Annotated in this window: 15 protein-coding genes and 5 tRNA genes; 7 read left to right on the top strand and 13 right to left on the bottom strand. The window is 66.4% G+C overall.

What is annotated here, in order from left to right; genetic code table 11:
- Window positions 1-40 precede the first annotated feature (40 nt).
- Together AC56K1_RS01500 and AC56K1_RS01495 are read left to right on the top strand one after the other, a co-directional pair.
- Entirely contained in the window at window positions 41-1,189 is a 1,149-nt protein-coding gene (locus AC56K1_RS01500; protein ID WP_497156075.1) for a serine/threonine-protein kinase, read from the top strand.
- Window positions 1,186-1,722 (top strand): TssQ family T6SS-associated lipoprotein, encoded by a 537-nt coding sequence (locus tag AC56K1_RS01495; RefSeq protein WP_497156074.1) that lies wholly within the window; start codon window positions 1,186-1,188, stop codon window positions 1,720-1,722. The genes AC56K1_RS01500 and AC56K1_RS01495 overlap by 4 nt, the downstream gene beginning before the upstream one ends.
- A 24-nt stretch (window positions 1,723-1,746) precedes the next feature.
- Here AC56K1_RS01495 and AC56K1_RS01490 read toward each other — a convergent pair whose 3' ends face one another.
- From AC56K1_RS01490 to earP, 3 genes are all read right to left on the bottom strand, one after another.
- Entirely contained in the window at window positions 1,747-3,345 is a 1,599-nt protein-coding gene (locus tag AC56K1_RS01490; protein WP_497156073.1) for an amidase, read from the bottom strand.
- A gap of 119 nt (window positions 3,346-3,464) precedes the next feature.
- Window positions 3,465-4,040 (bottom strand): elongation factor P, encoded by a 576-nt coding sequence (locus AC56K1_RS01485; RefSeq protein WP_497156072.1) that lies wholly within the window; start codon window positions 4,038-4,040, stop codon window positions 3,465-3,467.
- Window positions 4,041-4,149: 109 nt separating this feature from the next.
- Window positions 4,150-5,340: an elongation factor P maturation arginine rhamnosyltransferase EarP gene (earP, locus tag AC56K1_RS01480; protein ID WP_497156071.1), complete on the bottom strand. Its 1,191-nt coding sequence runs from the start codon at window positions 5,338-5,340 to the stop codon at window positions 4,150-4,152.
- Window positions 5,341-5,769: 429 nt separating this feature from the next.
- Here earP and AC56K1_RS01475 point away from each other — a divergent pair, with 429 nt between their 5' ends.
- The 3 genes from AC56K1_RS01475 to AC56K1_RS01465 all read left to right on the top strand — a co-directional run bounded on the left by AC56K1_RS01475 (window position 5,770) and on the right by AC56K1_RS01465 (window position 8,947).
- Complete coding sequence (locus AC56K1_RS01475; RefSeq protein ID WP_497156070.1) at window positions 5,770-6,624, top strand: hypothetical protein; 855 nt, start codon at window positions 5,770-5,772, stop codon at window positions 6,622-6,624.
- A gap of 62 nt (window positions 6,625-6,686) precedes the next feature.
- Window positions 6,687-6,968: a hypothetical protein gene (locus AC56K1_RS01470; protein ID WP_497156069.1), complete on the top strand. Its 282-nt coding sequence runs from the start codon at window positions 6,687-6,689 to the stop codon at window positions 6,966-6,968.
- 29 nt (window positions 6,969-6,997) lie between these two features.
- Entirely contained in the window at window positions 6,998-8,947 is a 1,950-nt protein-coding gene (locus AC56K1_RS01465; protein ID WP_497156068.1) for a S8 family serine peptidase, read from the top strand.
- Between the two features lie 326 nt (window positions 8,948-9,273).
- Here AC56K1_RS01465 and AC56K1_RS01460 read toward each other — a convergent pair.
- The 9 genes from AC56K1_RS01460 to AC56K1_RS01420 all read right to left on the bottom strand — a co-directional run bounded on the left by AC56K1_RS01460 (window position 9,274) and on the right by AC56K1_RS01420 (window position 16,664).
- Window positions 9,274-9,349 (bottom strand) — tRNA-Glu (locus tag AC56K1_RS01460).
- 80 nt (window positions 9,350-9,429) lie between these two features.
- Window positions 9,430-9,505 (bottom strand) — tRNA-Glu (locus tag AC56K1_RS01455).
- A gap of 31 nt (window positions 9,506-9,536) precedes the next feature.
- A tRNA-Ala gene (locus AC56K1_RS01450) sits at window positions 9,537-9,612 on the bottom strand.
- Between the two features lie 74 nt (window positions 9,613-9,686).
- Window positions 9,687-9,762 (bottom strand) — tRNA-Glu (locus tag AC56K1_RS01445).
- Between the two features lie 48 nt (window positions 9,763-9,810).
- A tRNA-Ala gene (locus AC56K1_RS01440) sits at window positions 9,811-9,886 on the bottom strand.
- 75 nt (window positions 9,887-9,961) lie between these two features.
- A complete protein-coding gene (gene gltX, locus AC56K1_RS01435) occupies window positions 9,962-11,353 on the bottom strand; it encodes a glutamate--tRNA ligase (protein ID WP_497156067.1) in 1,392 nt (463 codons plus the stop codon).
- Between the two features lie 125 nt (window positions 11,354-11,478).
- Window positions 11,479-12,858, bottom strand: coding sequence for an aminotransferase class I/II-fold pyridoxal phosphate-dependent enzyme (locus tag AC56K1_RS01430; protein ID WP_497156066.1), 1,380 nt, complete (start codon window positions 12,856-12,858; stop codon window positions 11,479-11,481).
- A gap of 30 nt (window positions 12,859-12,888) precedes the next feature.
- Window positions 12,889-15,420 carry a bifunctional diguanylate cyclase/phosphodiesterase gene (locus AC56K1_RS01425; RefSeq protein WP_497156065.1) on the bottom strand — a complete coding sequence of 844 codons (2,532 nt, stop codon included), beginning with the start codon at window positions 15,418-15,420 and terminating at the stop codon, window positions 12,889-12,891.
- A gap of 152 nt (window positions 15,421-15,572) precedes the next feature.
- Window positions 15,573-16,664 (bottom strand): sensor histidine kinase, encoded by a 1,092-nt coding sequence (locus AC56K1_RS01420; RefSeq protein WP_497156064.1) that lies wholly within the window; start codon window positions 16,662-16,664, stop codon window positions 15,573-15,575.
- Between the two features lie 230 nt (window positions 16,665-16,894).
- On the opposite strand from AC56K1_RS01420, the gene AC56K1_RS01415 reads away from it, so the two are divergent.
- Both AC56K1_RS01415 and AC56K1_RS01410 read left to right on the top strand, forming a co-directional pair.
- A complete protein-coding gene (locus AC56K1_RS01415) occupies window positions 16,895-18,100 on the top strand; it encodes an MFS transporter (RefSeq protein WP_497156063.1) in 1,206 nt (401 codons plus the stop codon).
- The gene (locus tag AC56K1_RS01410; protein WP_497156062.1) at window positions 18,097-18,726 is read left to right on the top strand and encodes a helix-turn-helix transcriptional regulator; all 630 of its coding nucleotides are present in this window, start codon (window positions 18,097-18,099) and stop codon (window positions 18,724-18,726) included. Before AC56K1_RS01415 ends, AC56K1_RS01410 begins: the two co-directional genes overlap by 4 nt.
- A gap of 2 nt (window positions 18,727-18,728) precedes the next feature.
- Here AC56K1_RS01410 and apbC read toward each other — a convergent pair whose 3' ends face one another.
- The gene (apbC, locus tag AC56K1_RS01405; RefSeq protein ID WP_497156061.1) at window positions 18,729-19,817 is read right to left on the bottom strand and encodes an iron-sulfur cluster carrier protein ApbC; all 1,089 of its coding nucleotides are present in this window, start codon (window positions 19,815-19,817) and stop codon (window positions 18,729-18,731) included.
- Window positions 19,818-19,963 lie beyond the last annotated feature (146 nt).

Here is a 19,963-nt window from a genome sequence, read left to right as displayed (position 1 = left end):
GGACACAGATTCCCTCCGCGTCACGGCACGGTCCCATGCCATGATGACGAGCACACCAGTTACCAAGCAACAGCAGAACGACGGACGCACCGTGCGCGAGGTCGTCGAGTTCAACCAGGAACTCGTGGGGGAGGTCTGGTGCCGGCGCGTGTTCCGCCAGATCCTGCAGTCGGTCGAACTGCAGTACGCGATGCAGATGCCGCACCGCCCCATCAGTACCGACACGGTGCTGATCCTCGATTCCGGCGACCCGATGCTGCTGCCGGGGCCGGAGACCGGTGCGCCATGGTCCGAGGCGGGCGACATGCACGATCTCGCCGCCGTCGTCCACTACGCCATCACCCGCGAAAGCCCGCCTGCGGCCCCGCTGCTGGGCCGTGCGCCGGGCGAGTATAGCGACAGCTTCCTGGCAGCCGTCGACCGCTGCCTGGCGCCGGATCCGCAAGCGCGTCCCCAAAACATCGAACAATTACGCAACCTGCTCGGCATCGTGCCGCTCGGGCCCGCCGTGCCGGCGCAGTCGTTCGAGGCCTTCCAGGCAGCATCGACCCAGGCCGCGCCTGCCGCCGCAGCCGAGCCCGAACCCGCTTTCCTGAAAGAGCCGGCGCCGCCCACCGAGCGCGGACGCCTGCCGCGCTGGCTGATGCTGGTCGCCGCAGTCGCCGTGCTGCTCGGCGCGCTGGGCGCCCTGCTGGCTTTGCTGCACGGGGCCGATTCGCGCGATACGGTCACGCTGGCCTTGCCGGCCGACGAAGCGCCGGCCCAGCCAGCCCCGGCTCCGGTTGCAGCCACCCCGGCGCAGCCTGCGTCCGCGCCCGCCGACGCGGCGCCCGCTCTCCTGCCCGATACTGCGCCGCCCCTGGCGCTGGCGCCTGGACAGGCTCAGCCAACAATCCCGACCACGCCGCCCGCCGCCGTCCCGGCCAATGCCCAGGCGGCGCGGCAGGCCCAGGCAGCGGCCGGCGCCGGTGCCACCTACAAACTCCTCATCAAGCCCTGGGCCACGATCGAGGTCAACGGCGCCAACATCGGCGTGAGCCCGCCGCTCAAGCGACTCACCCTGCCGCCTGGCCAGCACACCATCCGCATCGCCAACCCCAACTTCCCCGAGCGCATCGTCACGGTGAATGCGGTCAAGGGTGGCGCGTCGGTCATCGAACTGAACTTTACCGGGGAGGACACCGAGTGACTACCTGCGCCCGACTGCAAACGAGATGCCTGCGCGCTTGCGCACTGCTCGCCCTGCTGGCCCTGGGCGGCTGCGCGGACCTCAATGCGCTGATGGGTGGACGCGAGTCCGGGCGCTCCCATACGCGCGTGGACGAACGTTCGCGCGCCCGCAGCGACCGTGCCGACCGTGCCGACCGCGCCGACCGTAACGAACGCCCCGAGCGAGCGCCGGCGCGCGCGGAAAAGCCGGCGCCGGACCGCGACGACAATGCGCTGCGCGAAGGAATTGCGCTGTACCACGATGGCGAATACAACGCCGCCATCAAACGACTGAATTCGGGCGACATGAATGGAGGCTCGGTACGCAACCGTGTCAGCGCCCTGAAATACACCGCCTTCAGCTATTGCGTCACCGCCCGGCCGGCGCCCTGCCGCCAGGCCTTCGAGCGCGCCTTGCGTATCGATCCGTCGTTCGATCTCGCCCCGGGCGAACATGGCCACCCGCTGTGGGGGCCGGTCTTCACCAGGGCCAAACAGGGCGCGGGCCGCTAGCACCTGGCATGGCGGCACCCTTGCCTACAGCTTGAGGTTGATACTGGCCGGGAAGGTCGGCGCGCGGCGGCGTAGCGATGCCTGTTCGTAGGCGTAGGCCATGGCGATCAGCGCCGCTTCGCTCCAGGCGCCGCCGACAAAACTGATCCCGACCGGCAAGCCGCGCGTGAACCCGGCCGGCACCGTGATGTGCGGATAGCCTGCCACCGCCGCCGGGGTCGAGAAACTGCCGCCGTAATGGTCGCCGTTGATGTAGTCGGTGAGCCAGGCCGGGCCGCCGGTTGGCGCCACCAGCGCATCCAGGCGGTGCTCCTTCATGACCTCGTCGATGCCTTCGTCGCGCGCATAGCGCAGGTCATTGGCCAGCGCTTCGCGGTATTCGCGCGCATCGAGCCCCGGCTTGGCCTGCGATGCGATCAGGTGCTCCTGCTTGAAATGCAGCATTTCACGCTCGGCATGCTTCTCGTTGAAGGCGATCACGTCCGCCATGTTCTTCACCGGCGCGTGCGGCGCGTAATTCGCCAGGTAAGCCGCCAGCCCTGGCTTGAATTCGTACAGCAGCACTTCCAGCTCACTGTCGCCATACTTGTCGGTATTCGGCACTTTCACGTCCACCAGCAGCGCGCCCTGGGCCCGCAACACGTCCAGTTCTTTCTCGATGATGGCGTCCACCGCGTCGTTGCTGCCAAAGAAATTGCGAGCCACGCCAATGCGCTTGCCCTTCAAGCCGTCGGGGCGCAGCGCTGCCGCGTAGTCCTTGACGCGGCCCTTGCTGTCGAGGGTTGCCGGGTCGGCGGGATCCAGCCCGGCCATCGCGGCCAGCATCAGGGCCGCATCGCTCACGCTGCGCGTCATCGGGCCGGCCGTATCCTGCGAATGGGCGATCGGGATGATGCCGCTGCGGCTGAGCAGGCCGAGGGTCGGCTTGAAGCCCACGATGCCGCACGAGGACGCCGGCGAGACAATCGAGCCATCGGTTTCGGTGCCTACAGTGAGCGTCGCGAGGCTGGCCGCCGCGGCGGCGCCCGAACCGGAACTGGAGCCGCTGGTGTTGCGGTCGAGCGCGTACGGGTTGCGGGTCTGTCCGCCGCGGCCGCTCCAGCCGCTGACCGACTTGGTCGAGCGCATGTTGGCCCATTCGGACAAATTGGTCTTGCCGATGATGACGGCGCCCGCCTGGCGCAGCAGCGCGGCAATGTGCGCATCTTTAGTTGCGCGCACCCCGTCGAGGGCGAGCGAGCCGGCACTGGTGCTCATGCGGTCGCCGGTCGCGATATTGTCTTTCAGCAGGACGGGAATGCCGTGCAGCGGTCCGCGCAGCTTGCCGGCGGCGCGTTCGCGGTCCAGGTCGGCCGCAATGGCCAAGGCGTCCGGATTGGTTTCGATGACCGCATTCAGGCGTGGGCCGGCCTTGTCGAGCGCGGCAATGCGCGCGAGATAGCGCGACACCAATGCTTTCGAGCTCAGCTTGCCCGAGGCCATGGCGGCCTGCTGCTCGCGCACCCCCAGGTCGAGAATGGCGTCCTGCCCCACTGCTTTGGCCTGTACGCTTCCCGCAATGCCGGTCGCACTGCCGGTGACTGCAGCCGCCGTGCCGAGTCGTACGAAATCCCTGCGGTCCATCGCGTCTCCTGCTTTTATTGAAAGCAATAGAATATCAGCGCAAGGCGCCCAGGAACGCGATGTAGGGGCGAAAAAAAACGCTGCTTGAAAAGCAGCGTTTTTTCTACAAGGCCGTTGGCTTAGTTGCGGACGACGCGCTTGTATTCGTTGGTGCGGGTATCGATCTCGATGACGTCATCCTGGCTCACGAACAGCGGCACCATGACGATGTGCTGATGGGCTTCGATGGCGTTCTCGATCTTGGCTTCCTTCAGAACGTTGCCCGAAGTGTTGCCCTTGACTGCAGGCTCCGAGTAGATGACCTGGCGCGCGATGGTGGTCGGCAGTTCGACCGAGATGGCCTTGCCGTCATAGAAGATCGCGTCGCATTCCATACCGTCTTTCAGGTAGTGCAGCGCGTCGCCCAGGTTCTCTTCTTCGATTTCGAACTGGTTGTACTCTTCGTCCATGAAGACGTACAGCGGGTCGGCGAAGTACGAGTAGGTCACCGGCTTCTTGTCCAGCACGACGACGTCGAACTTGTCGTCGCCGCGGAACACGTTCTCCAGCGGAGCATTGGTCAGAAGATTCTTCATCTTCCACTTGTACGTGAAGCCCGTGCGGCTCGAACCGTTCACGTCCGAACGCAGCACGATGAACGGCTTGTCCTCGACCATAATGATGTTGCCAACACGGATTTCTTTAGCGAATTTCATAGTAGTTTTGCGTAAAAAGTAAGTTGCATTAAATCAGCGGTGGCCGGGGAGCAAAACAGCTAAGGGCCTACGTTTGATCGTGTGTATTTCGTTCCAGACTAACCGCGCATTATACCGGATTTTCCCCGCCCGACCTCAGTGAGCGGGCAAATTCGAGCAGGTTCGTCGTCAAATCACCATGCGCCAGCACCTGCCGGCGCCATTCTCCTGCACGAACGGCAAGCTGCGGCAGCGCCGCGTGCAGTTCCTTCCATGCGGTCGGCATCGACCCGATCGCGGCCGCGCCATTCCAGCCCAGCGCAAACCCGTCCAGCGCGTTCGGCCCGGTGTAGCGCCCCAGGAAGGCGCGCAGCTTCTTGTGATGCAAGTCGTCATCCTGCGGATAAATGTGCCAGATGAAAGGCCGGTCGGCCCATTGCGCGCGCACGAAGGAATCTTCACCGCGCACGAAGTTCAGGTCGCAGGCCCACAGCAGGCGGTCGTAGTCTTCCTGGGGCACGAAGGGCAGCACGCGCAGCGTCAGAGCGCCGTGCGTCGCATGGCTGCCGGCGCGCGGCGCGGTGCCCAGGAAAGCGCCGACCGCATCGGCCGCCACGCCTTCCGGCACCAGGCAAGTGACCGGCTCATCCCCTGTCGCCCATGCCTGGAGCAAATCGGCCACCGGTGCATGCGGATAGCAGAACAGCATCACCTTCAGGGCATCGAGCTCGGCGCCGGTGACGCCGAAGCGCGACAGGAAGCTGGCCACGGCGTCAGGGTCAGCCTGGAATGCTGCCCGTGCTTCGTCCAGCCCGGCTTCGTGCAGCAGGCCGCCGGTCTTCGCGGTGAAGCCCGGGAAGAAGAAATGCTTGGTCAGCTTCAGGCGCGGATGCATCGACGGCAGGCGGTGGCAGCCTTCCACCCATTCTTCTGCCGTCAAGCCCTCCAGGTTGAACCATACCGGGCGCGGATCGCGCTGGGCCATCGCCGCAATATAGCCAGGCGGCAGGTCGACGGCGAAGAATTCGATCACGATGTCGGCCACCTCGTCCGGGGTGAAGGCCCCGTCCTGCCCAGCCCAGTGGCGCACCAGCACGCCCGCCACCTCTTGCTCGCTTGCCTCGATGTCGACGAACGGGGAGATGCGGCGAAAGCTGCGCAGGTCGTCGACCCACAGCGTCACCTGCATGCCATGCTCGCGCGACAGCTGGCGCGCCAGGCGCCAGCAGATGCCGATGTCGCCAAAATTATCGACGACCTTGCAGAAGATCGCCAGCGTGGGCGGGGAATGCGGATTGGCGGGTGATACAGGCAGGCTCATACGGGAAGGCTGTGGACGCGGCGAAGCGCCCTATTTTAACCGATTTCATCTGCGACTTTTCCTGCCAAGAAGCTTGCCGGCTGCAAGCGAGCACCTCTCCTCGCCCCTGCCAGACGGTAGGATTTTCCGGGCCATTTGCAACGGTGAAGCGCAGGTCTTTTGCGCCATCACAAGCCGCGGCGCGATGGGCGGATATGAGCCGGCCTGAGCCAAAACTTCACCATGGTGGCCTAGTCCAACGCCTACCTGCAGGGAGCCCGGCCGCAAACAACCGGTCCCCTGCCCTCCATTCGCACGCTGCCCTTTCCAGTGCGCGGATGCCATGTCAGCAGCCGCCCGCGCCGGTGCGTAAGGGCGCCGGCATCAGGCGCCTCGGCAGCCGGATGCCGTACCGGTATCGGCGGCCGCAACCACACGAAGGAGATCAACATGAATGAATATCAACAGTACGGCCTCGGTCAACAACTGGCTCCCCAGGGCTTCCTGGGCGGCATGTTCGGCGCACCGCTGGGTGGGATCATCGGCAAGGGCATCGGCGGCATCTTCGGCAACGCGAACCTGGGCGGACGCATCGGCGAAATGGCGGGCGGCCTGGGCGGCGGCCTGCTGCCCTTCGGCGCCGACCCGGCCAGCGCAGCCTATGGTGGCCAGCCTCAGCAGCTGCAACAGCTCCAGCAGCTGCAACAACTGCAGCAATTGCAGCAATTGCAGCAGCTACAGCAACTGCAGCAGCAGCAGCAGCAGCAGCAGCAGCAACAGCAGCAGCAGTTGGCGCCGCAGGGCTTCGTAGGCAACCTGTTCAGCCAGTACGGCAAGCCGGCCGGCGGCCTGATCGCCAACCTGACCGGCAACTCGACCCTGGGCAATGCGATCGGCGCGGGCCTGTCGGGCCTGGGCGGACTGCTGCCGTTCGGCGCCGACCCACAGGGCGCCCAGCAGGCCCAGCATCCGATCGTCCAGCAGCTGCAGCAACTGCAGGCCCAGCAGCAGCAACTGCAGCAAATCCTGCAGCAGGTCCAGCAACAGCAAGCCGTCCTGCAGCAGCAGCTGGCAGCCGAACAGCAGCAGGGCCAGATGGCGCCGCAAGGCTGGTTCGGCAATGTGATCAAGCGCGTCGCCCAGCCTGTCGGCGGCTTCATCGGCGGCCAGCTGGGCAACCAGCAACTGGGCAATACCATCGGCGGCATGGCGGGCCAGCTGGGCGGCATGCTGCCGTTCTCGGCTGATCCGTGGACGGCCTACGCGCAGCAGGCCCAGCTCGGGGCGCAGCAGACCCTGCATTAATCCGCATCTTCACCCCATGGCGCCTCCCGTTCACGGGGGGCGTGTTTACCGAGGAGTTGCCTATGCCGAGTTCCACCAGCGGACCGCTACCTGGGGGCGCATCCGGCCGTGCATCCAGCCGCTACATCGTGCGCGCCGCTGTCGACAACAGCGCGCTCACCACGTTCATCGACAGCCTCGGCGCCCATCCCGCTATCCGGCTGGTCGACACGATCGGACCGAGCGCCGGGCCGCCGCATACCGCCGTGGTCGAGACCGACCCCGACACTGCCGAGCAGCTCCGGCAACGCACCCATAACCAGTTAACGATCGAACCGGACCAACCGCTGTCGCTGTTCGACTAGCGGGTCCTTACCGGTCAAAAGGAAACACCATGCCAAAAACACCCCAAGGCGGAGCAGGCGAGCAGCCAGGTCAGCCGCCTGACGGCGCCACCGATACCCGTTCCGGCGGCGACGCCGCCGCGCCCTCCCGCCCGAGCGAAGCCACCAGCGGCCGCGCCGTGGGCGAACGCAAGAAGAAATACCTGGTCGCGCCGCGCGCCCTGCCCGGCGCCGGCGCCGGCGCATTTGCGCCCATGGCGCTCGGTTCGCTGGCGCGCGCGCTGGGGCCGGCGGCGGCCGAGCCGGCACTGAGCCTGTCCTCGGTCCAGCAGGCGCTGCAGGGCCTGGGCGACATCGACATCGTCGATACCGTCGGCGTGCAAAGCGGTGCCCGCTCGGCCGGCATCGCCATGGCCGGCCTGGGCGCACCTGGTACAACTGGCGCAACCGAGGGTATCCTCGTCGCGCGCATGACCGACCAGAAAGCGGGCGAACTGCAGATGCGCGGCCAGGGCCGGCTGCTGGTCGAGCGCGACCAGCACCTGCAATTGCTCGACCCAATGCTGCAGCGGCCCGACCTCGTCACCTCGCTCACGCCCTACAGCGGGCCGACAGTCGACATTCTCATTGCCGTGCTCGGCAAAGACGGCGCACCGCTGGCCGATGCCGAAGTCTCGCTGTTCGGCGGGGTGCTGCCGAGCTCGGGAATCAGCGGGCCGGACGGCACGGCGCACCTGCGCCTGTATGGTGACGACCCGCATACCATCAGCGGCATGTACGTCAAGCCGCGCGCCGACTACTGGAGCTTCTACCAGCATGATCCCGACATCAGCCTGGACGAAGCCAATGTCGTGGTGCTGCGGGCGCTGGCCGACTGGCCGGTCCTGCTGAACCTGCCGCGCCAGAGCACGCTCGGCTGGGGTGCGCGCGCCATGCGCCTGGACATGGTGCCCCCGCAATACGGCGGCATGGGCATCAAGATTGCCGTGATCGATTCGGGCGCCGCGACCACCCACGGCAACCTCACCCGCATCCGGGCCGGCTTCGACGTCATCAACAAGGCGACCAACCGCAACACCTGGAACACCGATACGCTGGGCCATGGCTCGCACTGCGCCGGCGTGATCGCCGCCAGCGACCCGGCCTGGGGCATCCGCGGCTTCGCGCCCGATGCCGAAATCCACGTGTGCAAGCTGTTCCCGGGCGGCCAGATCAGCCAGCTGATCGACGCCCTCGAGTACTGCATCGAAAACCAGATCGACGTCGTCAACCTGAGCCTGGGCGGCGGCGCCCCGTCCGAGGCGCTGGAGCGCCAGATCGTGCGCGCCAAGCAGGCCGGGGTGGCCTGCATCGCGGCCTCGGGCAATTCCAGCGGACCGGTGCAGTACCCGGCCGCCTCGCCCCACGTGCTGGCCGTCGGCGCAATCGGCAAGATCGGTGAATTTCCGCCCGACAGCTACCACGCCGAGACGGTCGGCACCGACATCGACGCGCAAGGCTTCTTCACCGCGCGCTTCAGCTGCTTCGGTCCGCAGGTGGACGTCTGCGCGCCGGGCGTGGCCATCGTCTCGTCGGTGCCGCCAAATAATTTCGCGGCATGGGACGGCACCTCGATGGCGGCGCCCCACGTCACCGGGCTGGCGGCGCTGGTGCTGGCGCACCGGGCAGACTTCCAGATGCTGCGCGCCCGTTCGCCCGAGCGGGTCGAGCGCCTGTTCCAGATCCTTCGGCTCAGCGCACGGCCCTTGAGCCTGTCCGACCCGTCGCGGATCGGTTACGGCATGCCCGACGCGCTGGTGGCGCTCGGCCTGTCGCCGGGGGCGGGCCAGCAGGTCGGCAACTGGCAGGTGCCGGGCTACGGCATGGTGCCCGGGATAATGGCGGGCGCGATGGGAGACGGCGCCAACTATCAAGCGGGTTTCGCCGCCCAACAGGCGGCCGGGATGGCGGGCGTCCCGTTCGGCATGCCGCTGGGAGGGATCCGGCCGATGGGTTGGTGAAACGCCTGGCGAGGGGCTGGGCAGGAATACGTCTTGGTTCTGCCCAATTTCGCTTACAAATTCCGCTTGTGCGACCGTTCATGTCATCACTATCGCCGCGTGGGCGTTCGTAATTCTGGGCATTGCCCAAAATTACCCCGTCCACCCTGGGAGTAAGCATGGCGCTGATGGCGAGATACAGAAACCGGACAGAAAACTGCACGATCTTGCGCGACGCGCAAATCGGGTAAAGGAAGAATGAGAATGTTGGCGACGCAAACCGGCCGCGCAAATGAAAAACCGGAGCACCTATACGCGCATGCACGTTGGTCTGCTCCGGTCTTAACTGGCGTCCCCACGGGGATTCGAACCCCGGTACTCACCGTGAAAGGGTGATGTCCTAGGCCTCTAGACGATGGGGACCTAAAACTGTGCTTGCTGCTTTTTACTACGATTTCCTGCGTGCAGCGCCGTGCTTCTGCGCTGGCCACCTGCCAAATTCTTGGCGTCCCCACGGGGATTCGAACCCCGGTACTCACCGTGAAAGGGTGATGTCCTAGGCCTCTAGACGATGGGGACCCTGGACTGCTAACAACTTTATTCCGCTACTTGGTGGAGGTAAGCGGGATCGAACCGCTGACCTCTTGCATGCCATGCAAGCGCTCTCCCAGCTGAGCTATACCCCCCAAGGGAACAACATTCTAACACACTGCACCTACTTCTACCAATGCGTGCCGCTGGATGCACGCTGCCAGAATCCTGGCGTCCCCACGGGGATTCGAACCCCGGTACTCACCGTGAAAGGGTGATGTCCTAGGCCTCTAGACGATGGGGACCTGGAACTACCAACTCCGACTGCTTTACTGCTTACTACACTTCAGAAGTGGTGGAGGTAAGCGGGATCGAACCGCTGACCTCTTGCATGCCATGCAAGCGCTCTCCCAGCTGAGCTATACCCCCGCAGTGCTGAAGTGCGAGCATTATAGCGGGGGTTCTTGCATTACGCAAATACCGATTTTGCAGTCGAGGCCGGACTTACAAATACTTCGCCACGCGCGCCAGAACAGCATCGCGTCCGAACAGCTCCAGCACCGCATCGATGGCTGGCGTCTGCAGCTGGCCGGTCACGATCAGGCGCAGCGGCATGGCGATCTGCGGCATCTTCAGGCCGTGCGCACCCAGCACTTCCTTGAGCATGGCCGCCAGCGCCGCCTTGTTCCACTCGACGTCCTTGCAGCGCTCCGCGAACGCCCCCAAGGCCGGGCGCACCGCATCCGTCAGGTGCTGGGCCAGCAGGGCCGCATCCGGCTGCGGCTCGCGGTAGAACAGCATCGAGGCATCGGCCAGTTCGTTGATGGTGTGGACGCGGTCCTTCACCAGCGCCAGCACGCCAGGCAGGCCAGGGGCGCCTTTGAAGCGGGCGCCCTCTGCGTCGAGCCCAGGCCGCACCAGCGCGGCCAGGCGCTCGTTGTCGGTCTGCTTGATGTAGTGGTTGTTCAGCCAGGCCAGCTTCTCCGGGTTGAACTGGGCGGCCGATGCCGTCAGGTGCTCCAGGTTGAACCATTCGGTGAACTGTTCCATCGAGAAGATCTCGTCGTCGCCATGGCTCCAGCCCAGTCGCGCCAGGTAGTTCAGCATCGCTTCCGGCAGGTAGCCCTGGGCCGGGTATTCCATCACGCTCACCGCGCCATGGCGCTTCGACAGCTTCTGGCCATCGGCGCCCAGGATCATCGGCAGGTGGCCGTACTGCGGCAGCTCGGCGCCGAGCGCGCGCAGGATGTTGATCTGGCGCGGGGTGTTGTTGACGTGGTCGTCGCCACGCAGCACGTGGGTGATCTTCATGTCCCAGTCGTCCACCGCGACGCAGAAGTTATAGGTCGGGGTGCCATCCGGGCGCGCGATGACCAGGTCGTCGAGTTCCTTGTTGGCGATGGTGATGCTGCCCTTGACCACGTCGATCCAGGTCACTTCGCCATCCAGCGGATTCTTGAAGCGCACTACCGGCTTGACGCCTTCCGGTACGGCAGGCAGCGTCTTGCCCGGTTCCGGACGCCAGGTGCCGTCGTAGCGCGGCTTTTCGCCGGCGGCGCGCATGCGCTCGCGCATCGCTTCGACCTCAATCGGCGAGCAGTAGCACAGGTAGGCGCTGCCCTCTTCCAGCATGGTCTTGACGACCTCGCGGTAGCGGTCCATGCGCTGCATCTGGTAGAACGGGCCTTCGTCGTGCGCCAGGCCGAGCCACTGCATGCCGTCCAGGATCGCCTGCACGGCTTCCGGGGTCGAGCGTTCCAGGTCGGTATCCTCGATGCGCAGGATGAAGGTGCCGCCGAAGTGGCGGGCAAAGGCCCAGGAATACAGCGCGGTGCGGGCGCCGCCAAGGTGGAGGTAGCCGGTCGGGCTGGGAGCAAAGCGGGTGCGGACGGTCATGGCGAAGATGCGTAAAAGGTAAAGAAGCTATTTTACCCCGCCACCACCGGCGCGCCCCATGGCGGCTCCCGGTGCGCGCCCTTTCGCCGCCCTTTCGCCCCCGCCTGGCCGCCCTGCCCCCCACTTCAGGCCGGCGTTGTCTGCCGCAGCACCGGCCGCGGCGCCGTGCCGGCGCGCTGCACCGCCGACGCCAGGAGCCGCGCTGCGCGCCGGATCTGGCCAGGGGTATGCCGGGCCATCAGCTGCAGGCGCAGGCGCGCCGCGCCCAGTGGCACGCCGGGGAATTCCATCGGGTTGACGAAGACCTGCTCGCGCGCCAGCAGCATGCCGGCGATGCGCGTGGCCGACTCGAGGCCGGTCCACACCGGGACGATCGGCGACGGGTCCCCAACACATTTCAGGCCTTCGTCGGCCAGCAGCGCGCGCAGTTCGACCGCGTTGCGCAGCACGTCCGCGCGCAGGCCGTCGCCCTCGGCGCTGCCGGCGATGCGCAGGCATTCCAGCACCGTGGCCGCCTGCACCGGCGATAGCGCATTCGAGAACATGTGGGTGCCCGCGAACAGCTGCAGCTGGCGCCGCACGCTCTGCTGGTTGCAGGCCACGAAGCCGCCATTGGAGGCGAAGGTCTTGGAAAAGGCGCCCATCACGAGGTCGATTCTCCCCAGCATGCCCTGGGCCGCAATCACCCCGCCGCCGCCCGGGCCCATCGCACCGAGGTCGTGGGCCACGTCCACCAGCAGCGTGGCGCCGTATTCGCGGCACAGGTATTGCATCAGCGGCAGGTCGGGACCGTCCGCGTCCATGCTGAACAGGCCCTCGGTCACCACCAGGATGGCGCCATTGGTATCGACGGCGCGAATACTGGCCAGCAGCTCGCGCACGTGGTCGCAGTCGAGATGGCGGAAGGTCGCGACATTGCGGGTAGCGGCCGCCGCTCCCTGGCGCAGCGAAGCGTGCGCCAGGGCGTCGATCACGACGTGGTCGGCTCCGTGCACCAGGGCCGTGATGGCGCCGAATGCCGCGCCCCAGCCGGTCGGGAACAGCACCACGTGCTCGCAGTGCAGCAGCTCGCCCAGCTTCGTTTCGAGCTCGCCCGTGTAGCGGCTGTTCCCCAACAAAATCGCCGAACCGGCGCTGTGCGGCCCGCATTCGGCGAGCGCGTGCATGGCCGCGTCCTGGACCGCCGGGTGCGAGGCCAGCGACAAATAATCCTGCGACGCGAAATTGATGCCGCGCGCCGCCGCCAGGCCGTCGCCTTCGACGGTGGCCATGGCCGTGGGCGGGCCCTCCAGCTTGCGCGCATAGGGCCAGACGCCGTGACGCATGCGGAGCAGGCACCAATCGTCGAGCGGGCCGGAGCGGCGCAGCATGTCGGGGCCGCGCGGCTGGCGGTACAGGGCGACGCTGCCCCCAAGCGCGCCCGAGGCGGCCAGCAGGGACAGGTCCTGGGCCGGGTCAGGCGGGGTTGACGCAGGGATCGAATCTTGGATCGGGTCTATGAGCACGGCATCCTCCGGATCTGATGGCAAATGGCTTCATGCGGGAACGAGGGGCGCTGCCTCGACCTGGCGCGCGAGCAGGGCCGCGACTTCGCCAGGGGGCAGCGGCCGGGCGAACAGGTAACCCTGGGCGGCGTCGCAGCCCATGGCGCACAGGTCGGACAGCTGCTCGGCCGTCTCGACCGACTCGGCGATCACAGTCAGGCGCAGGCGGTGCGCCATCGAGACGATGGCTTCGGCAATCGCGTAGGAACGGCCGCGCCCTGCGCTGGCGCCAAGGCGGCGCACGAACAGGCCGTCCATCTTGAGGATGTCGACGGGCAGCTCGGACAGGTAGTTCAGGCTCGAATAGCCGGTGCCGAAGTCGTCGATCGAAACGATCACCCCGGCCTGGCGCAGTCCGCTCATCAGCGCGCAGTTGGCGGCCAGGTCTTCGATCAGCATGCCTTCGGTGATTTCCAGGTCGAGGCAGCCGGCCGGCATGCCGGTCTCCGCGAGAATCGCCAGCACGCGCGCCGGCAGGCCGGGCTCCTTGAGCTGGCGCGCCGACAGGTTCACCGCGGTCTTGATTTCGGGGAGCCCGGCGGCGTGCCAAGCGCGGTTCTGCAGGCAGGCGGTGCGCAGCGCCCAGTCGCCGATCGGCACGATCATGCCGGTTTCCTCGGCCAGCGGGATGAAGCGGCCCGGGTCGATGCGCCCGAAGGCCGGATGCTGCCAGCGCAGCAGCGCCTCGACCCCGATCACGCGGCGGTCGACCAGGTCGAACTGCGGCTGGTACTCCAGGAACAGCTGGCCCTGGGCCAGCGCGTCGCGCAGGCCGTTCTTCAGCGCCAGCCGCTCGCTCTGCGGCTGCACGGTGTCGCCGGAATACACCTGCACGCTGTTCTCGCCCCAGCCCCTGGCACCGCGCATGGCGATGTCGGCGCGCTTGAGCAGCGCATCGAGGTCGCAGTCGGCCGCCGGGAACAGGGCCACGCCGACGGCCAGGGTGACGAAGCAGTCGCGCCCCGCCACCTGCAGCGGCATGCCGAAGCGGTCCAGGATCTTTTCGGCCACCACCTGGGCATCGGAGTCGAAATGCAGGTCTTCTACCAAGGCGATGAATTCGTCCCCGCTCCAACGCGCCACGGTGTCGGAATCACGCAGGCAGCGCCGGATGGCGGCGCCGGCCTGGGCCAGCAGCGCGTCGCCGGCCTCGTAGCCGAGTTCGTCGTTAATCTCCTTGAAGCGGTTGATATTCAAGAGCAGCAGCGCGATCAGGCGGCGGTTGCGATTGGCGCGGGTCATGGCGTGGCGCAGGCGGTCGCGCAGCAGGCTGCGGTTGAGCAGGCCGGTGAGCTGGTCGCACTGGGCGCCACCCTCCAGGCGGGCCGTGCTGGCGGCCGCGGTGCTGCGCGCATCGCACGACTCCTGGGCCCTGGCCACCACCGGCATGCGCTCGTCGTCCCCGTGGCACTGCACCTGGTCGCGCCCGAGCGACTTGGCCACGTACAGCGCCTCGTCGGCGCGCGCGATGGCCTGGGCCGCCGCCTCGCCGAGCCGGTACTCGGCCACCCCGGCCGACACCGTCAGCGTGATCTCGCTGCCGTTATCGATGCAGCGCAGCGCGGCGATCGCCTTGCGGATGCGCTCGGCCAGCACCACCGCGTCCGGCGCCGGCGTCTCCGGCAGCATGAGCAGGAATTCTTCGCCGCCGTAGCGCCCGAAGGCGTCGGTGCCGCGGATCTGGGTCTGCACCGCCTTGGCGAAGCTGCGCAGCACCCCGTCGCCGGCCGCATGCCCATAGGTGTCGTTGATGCGCTTGAAGAAGTCGATATCGAACAGGCACAGGCAGAACGGGCGGCCGTTGCGGTCGCTGCGCTCCTTCTCGCGCTCGATCAGGCCCAGCAGGAAGCGGCGGTTATGGCTGCCGGTCAGTTCGTCGCGGATGGCCAGCTCGTTGATGGTCGCCAGGGCCTGCTGCAGCTTGACGAAGCCTTCGGTCTTGGTCAGCTCGAACAGCAGTACGAACACCAGCACCACCACGTACAGCCCGATGTCGCAGACCAGGTGCAGCAGCGGCATGTCGACCTGCGGCGTGGCCGGCATCGCCACGCCGAAGGCACCCATCGCCCAGATCGCGCCGCCGGCGGCGCAGCTCATGGCAAGCCAGAACACGCCGCTGGCTACGCCGCCAAGGAACATGGCCACCACCGGCGCCGTCACCAGCCAGCTGGCGGTGGGCGCGTGGATGCCGCCCAAATGCCAGGTCAGCCAGGTGAAATTGAAGAACAGCGCGCACAGGAACAGTTCGCGCGCGGCCACGATGCTGCCGCTCACGCGCAGCAGCGGCGGCGCCAGCAGCATGATGGCGCAGCAGGCCAGGATCTCGAAGGCCGCCAGCTCCAAACCGAGCAGCCAGTAGGCCAGCGCATAGCCCGGCCCGGCGATGGCGGCCATCAGCGCCGCGTTGACGACGTTCTCCGCGCGCGCGAGGACGGGCGCCTCCTGCCGTAACTGGTCAGGTACGAACAGGTGGGCGGCGTCCAGGTAACGCCCGCGCCACCGCGGTCTGCTGTTCTCGCTCATCGCACTCCCACGCGGGTACGCTCTAAATATTGAGTGTAGGCATGGAAATATTGAGGAACTTTATTTTGAAACAAATCTTGGCAGAAAAGATCCGAGGCGAACAGGAGAGCGGCCGGCTGTGAAAACAGGCCCGTCCGCCCTGCGTGGCCTTCCTATTGCCGGGGTAGCTCGACAGTAAACACGGTGCCCCGCGCCTTGTCCGACACGACGTGGATTTCGCCGCCATGCGCGAGGGCGATCTGGTTCGCGATGAACAAGCCGAGGCCCAGGCTGCTGCGCGGCCTTCCCTTGCCCTCTTGCTCGGGCAATTGCACCAGCGAGCAAAACAACTTCGGCAAGGCGTCCTTGGGAATGACCGGGCCCTGGTTGCGCACTTTGAACAGCACGCGTTCGGGTTCGCCGGCGATGTCGATGACGATCGGCTCACCGGGGGTGCCGTATTGGGCAGCATTATTGGCGAGGTTGGTCAGCAACTGCTGCACTCGCGCGCTGTCGAAGGAGCCAATCAGCACACCCGTGGCATTCAGCTCGAAATGGGCCCGGGGATGGGCCGCATTGGCGTCGTCGATCGCCCATTGGCAGATTTCGAGCAGGTCGCATTCGCGGCGCTCGATCGGTATGCCGTCACCCAATTGCGTGCGCGCCAGCCCCAGCAAGTCGTTGACCATACCGTTCATTGTTGCCGCGCTGCGCTTGACCCGCACGCCGATCTGCTGGACACGGTCGTCAAAGGCCCCGGCGCGCGACAGGTAGGCGCCCGCCGTCGCCGTGGCAGCCAGCGGACTGCGCAGGTCGTGCCCCAGGATGGCCAGGAAAATGTCCCGCGTCTCGTTCACCTTGTCGGAGTAGGCCACGGCGGCCTCGGACAGGGACTGGTCGATCGCTTCGTTGAAGCGCATGATGTTCTGGGCACTGTCCTGGGCTACAACGGCGCAGTCCTGTTCCCACAATTTGAGCACGCTTGCCCGCAGAGCGCGGTATTCGGCAATCAGCTGCAGCAGGGTAAAGCCGCTCGCATAGCGCAGCTTGCCATGGATCGAGGAAGCGCTGCCTTCCTGCCCGGGGTTGCCTTGCCCCAGTGATTTCTCGTGCTTCTCCTGCGTCGATTCAGCGGTCTGGATGTCTTCGGCCACGAATTGCAGGATCTGCTTGGCGTGGTCGCGCAATTCCAGGCTGGACATCTTGTCGGCCACCGCGCCGAAGCTCATCGCGAATGCCTCCCACTCGACGAGGATCTGTTCCATGTTCCGAGTAATAAATTCCGAGATATTCATAGCCGAGACGTGCAGTGAACAGGAAAGTTAAAAATGCATTTTTAGTCAGAATGACAAGAATACCCCACATTATTCATCCGCCGCGCCGGAAGCCGTGCGCGCGGGCGGCGTATCCGGAAATCCGCGACGATAAATAAACAAAATAGTTTACTTATTTGCCAACTCTTCTTACCATGTTTCCATTCTCAACAGGGGACGTCATGAAACATGGATTGCTGATCGGTAGCACCTGCCTGCTAGCACTGCTTTCCACGATCGGCGCCTCGGTCGCCTATCCGCTGCTGCCGCCGCTGTTCGCCGGCGCGCCCAACGGCCTGAATGCCTTCTTCGGACTGCCGCCCACGCTGCTGTTCGGCCTGGCGCTGATGATCAATCCGGTCGGCCTGCTGCTGGGCAGCGCCGTGCTCGGCCCGGTCTCGGACAGCCTTGGCCGGCGCCGCATGCTGCTGCTGACCTCCCTCGGCGCGGCGGCCGGCCACCTGGTGACCGCCTACGCGCTCTTGATCCAGTCCTACCCGCTCCTGCTCGGCGCCCGCTTCGTCACCGGCCTGTTGGAAGGCAATGGCGCCATCCTGCGCGCGCTGCTGGCCGAACGCCTCGACGGCCCGCTGCGCAAGCACGCGCTGTCCTGGGTGAACGGCGCCTTCCACCTCGGCTGGCTGGCCGGGCCGCTGCTGTCAGGGCTGAGTGCCGGCTACAGCCTCACCCTGCCCTTTTATATTGCCGCTGGCGGGCTGCTACTGGGCGCCGTGCTCGCGGCACTGGCATTGAGAACCGAATCGACGGGCACGGCGTCGCACACCTGGTGGACCCTCGCCACCCGCCACCATGCCTTTACCTTGCTGCGCCACCCGGACCTGCGCACCCTGTTTGCCGTCCACTTCAGCTATGCCTGCGGCGTCGCCGCCTTCTACGAATTCTTCCCGTTCTGGCTTGTCAAACTGGGCAGCATGGATGCCGCCGGCATCGCCTGGGTCAACATGGCCATGTGCGGGGTGATGACGGGCGCCGCGCTGTTTGCCGGCCGGGCCAGCGCCATGGATGCGCGCCGGCGCGCGAGTCTCCAGGCGGCTACGGCAGCCGTGGCGATCCTGTGCGTGGGTCTCGGGAGCCTGAGCGTCGGCATCGCCGCCATCGTCCTGTTCGGGCTGCCGCATGCTTTCTATAATGCGACGCTGCAGGGCTGGGCCGCCGACCAGTTCGCCGATCACGGCCATGGCGCGGTCATGGGCCTGTTGTCCACCACCTTTTGCCTGGCCAATATCGTGATGGCGCTGGCCGGCGCCTTGTTGGCACTGATCGACGTGCGCCTGGTGCTGGTCGTGGGCGCCTGCCTCGCCGGCTATGCGGCAATCGCGATGCGGCGCTGGAGCCGCACGACCATCGCCATGAAGGAGTTCGCATGAATACCGCGGAACAGACGCTGTTGCTGCTGAAGACCCGCGGCCCGCAGACCGCGCACGGGCTGGCGGCGGTCCTCAAGCTGACCTCGATGGCGGTGCGCAAGCAGCTGGAAGCGGCGCAAGCCAGGGGACTGGTGAGCTATCGCGACACCCCGGGCAAGGTCGGCCGCCCGGTGCGCCTGTGGCAGCTGACCGACCTGGGACATGCGCGCTTCCCCGACCGCCATGCCGCGCTGACGGTCGACCTGGTCGCGCAGGTGCGCACCCTGTTTGGAGAAGCGGCGATCGACCGGATGATCGATGCGCGCGAAGTCGCCGGCGAAGCCGCCTACCGGGCGGCGATCGACCCGCAGGCGCCGCTCGCCCAGCGGGTTGCGACGCTTGCCGCGCTGCGCGACGCGGAAGGCTATATGGCGCAAGCGGAAGAAACCGGCGACGGCAGCGTGCTGCTGGTCGAGAACCACTGCCCGATCCGCGCGGCGGCGCGCGCCTGCCAGAACTTCTGCCGCTCCGAGCTCGACGTCTTCCGGCGGGTGCTGGGGCCGGGCGTGCGGGTCGAGCGGATCGAGCACCTGCTGGAAGGCAGCAGGCGTTGCGCCTACCGCATCGACGCGGCGGGCACTGATTAAGCTTAATCGTTCTTGACGACGATGCTCGGAAACTTGCTGGTCATGTCCTTCGCCTTCTCGGCGACCTTGACCGCCACCTTGCGCGCAATCTCCTTGTAGACCGCGGCCACCGCGCCATCCGGATCGGCCACCACGGTCGGGCGGCCGGCGTCGGTCTGCTCGCGGATCGAGAGCGTCAATGGCAGCGCGCCGAGGAAGTCCACGCCGAAGTCGCGGCACATCTTCTCGCCGCCGCCCTGGCCAAAAATCGCCTCGGTGTGGCCGCAGTTCGAGCAGATATGGGTGCTCATGTTCTCGACCACGCCGATGATCGGGATGCCGACCTTCTCGAACATCTTGAGGCCCTTGCGCGCGTCCAGCAGCGCGATGTCCTGCGGCGTCGTGACGATCACGGCGCCAGTGACCGGCACCTTCTGCGACAAGGTCAGCTGGATGTCGCCGGTCCCGGGCGGCATGTCGACGATCAGGTAGTCGAGGTCGCGCCAGTTGGTCTGCTCGAGCAGCTGCTGCAGCGCGCCGGTGACCATCGGGCCGCGCCAGACCATCGGCTCGTCCGGATCGATCATGAAGCCGATCGAGGAGACCTGCACGCCGTGGTTCTCCAGCGGCTCCATGGTCTTGCCGTCCGTGCTCTCCGGACGGCCACTAATCCCCAGCATCATCGGCTGCGAGGGTCCGTAGATGTCGGCGTCCAGGATGCCGACGCTGGCGCCCTCGGCGCTGAGTGCCAGCGCCAGGTTGACGGCGGTGGTCGACTTGCCGACCCCGCCCTTGCCCGAGGCGACGGCGATGATGTTCTTCACGTTCGGCATGACCTTCAGGCCGCGCTGGACCGCGTGCGACAGGATCTTGGTGTACACCCCGGCGCTCACGTTGCCGACGCCAGGGAGCGCCTTGACCGCGGCCACGACGCTGGCGCGGATCGATGCGACCTGGCTGGCAGCCGGGTAGCCCAGCTCCACGTCGAACGCGACGTCCTCGCCGCTTACCTTGATGTTCTTGACCGACCTGGAAGAAACGAAATCCTTCCCCGTGTTCGGGTCGATCACTGCCGACAATGCCGCCTTGACGTCGTTCTCTGTGATGCTCATGTATTTCTCCAATGTGATGGCCCGAAGTGTAGCGCAAAATGTACGCCACCCTCTTGCTCGAATGGCAAAACCACCCGATACCCACTGCGCGACAAGGGCCATCCGCTGTTAAAATGCTTCTTTCCTAAAACCTAAAGCGCTTCGAC

It is taken from the genome of Telluria sp. ZB4P37 (assembly GCF_059685855.1).
This window is presented reverse-complemented; position numbering and strand designations above follow the sequence as displayed.

Bases quoted from the DNA above. Each gene is read 5' to 3' on its own strand.
- AC56K1_RS01500 (WP_497156075.1), top strand. From the start codon at position 41: ATGATGACGAGCACACCAGTTACCAAGCAACAGCAGAACGACGGACGC.
- AC56K1_RS01490 (WP_497156073.1), bottom strand. From the start codon at position 3,345: ATGGACCGCAGGGATTTCGTACGACTCGGCACGGCGGCTGCAGTCACC.
- AC56K1_RS01485 (WP_497156072.1), bottom strand. From the start codon at position 4,040: ATGAAATTCGCTAAAGAAATCCGTGTTGGCAACATCATTATGGTCGAG.
- earP (WP_497156071.1), bottom strand. From the start codon at position 5,340: ATGAGCCTGCCTGTATCACCCGCCAATCCGCATTCCCCGCCCACGCTG.
- AC56K1_RS01475 (WP_497156070.1), top strand. From the start codon at position 5,770: ATGAATGAATATCAACAGTACGGCCTCGGTCAACAACTGGCTCCCCAG.
- AC56K1_RS01470 (WP_497156069.1), top strand. From the start codon at position 6,687: ATGCCGAGTTCCACCAGCGGACCGCTACCTGGGGGCGCATCCGGCCGT.
- AC56K1_RS01465 (WP_497156068.1), top strand. From the start codon at position 6,998: ATGCCAAAAACACCCCAAGGCGGAGCAGGCGAGCAGCCAGGTCAGCCG.
- gltX (WP_497156067.1), bottom strand. From the start codon at position 11,353: ATGACCGTCCGCACCCGCTTTGCTCCCAGCCCGACCGGCTACCTCCAC.
- AC56K1_RS01425 (WP_497156065.1), bottom strand. From the start codon at position 15,420: ATGAGCGAGAACAGCAGACCGCGGTGGCGCGGGCGTTACCTGGACGCC.
- AC56K1_RS01420 (WP_497156064.1), bottom strand. From the start codon at position 16,664: ATGGAACAGATCCTCGTCGAGTGGGAGGCATTCGCGATGAGCTTCGGC.
- AC56K1_RS01415 (WP_497156063.1), top strand. From the start codon at position 16,895: ATGAAACATGGATTGCTGATCGGTAGCACCTGCCTGCTAGCACTGCTT.
- AC56K1_RS01410 (WP_497156062.1), top strand. From the start codon at position 18,097: ATGAATACCGCGGAACAGACGCTGTTGCTGCTGAAGACCCGCGGCCCG.
- apbC (WP_497156061.1), bottom strand. From the start codon at position 19,817: ATGAGCATCACAGAGAACGACGTCAAGGCGGCATTGTCGGCAGTGATC.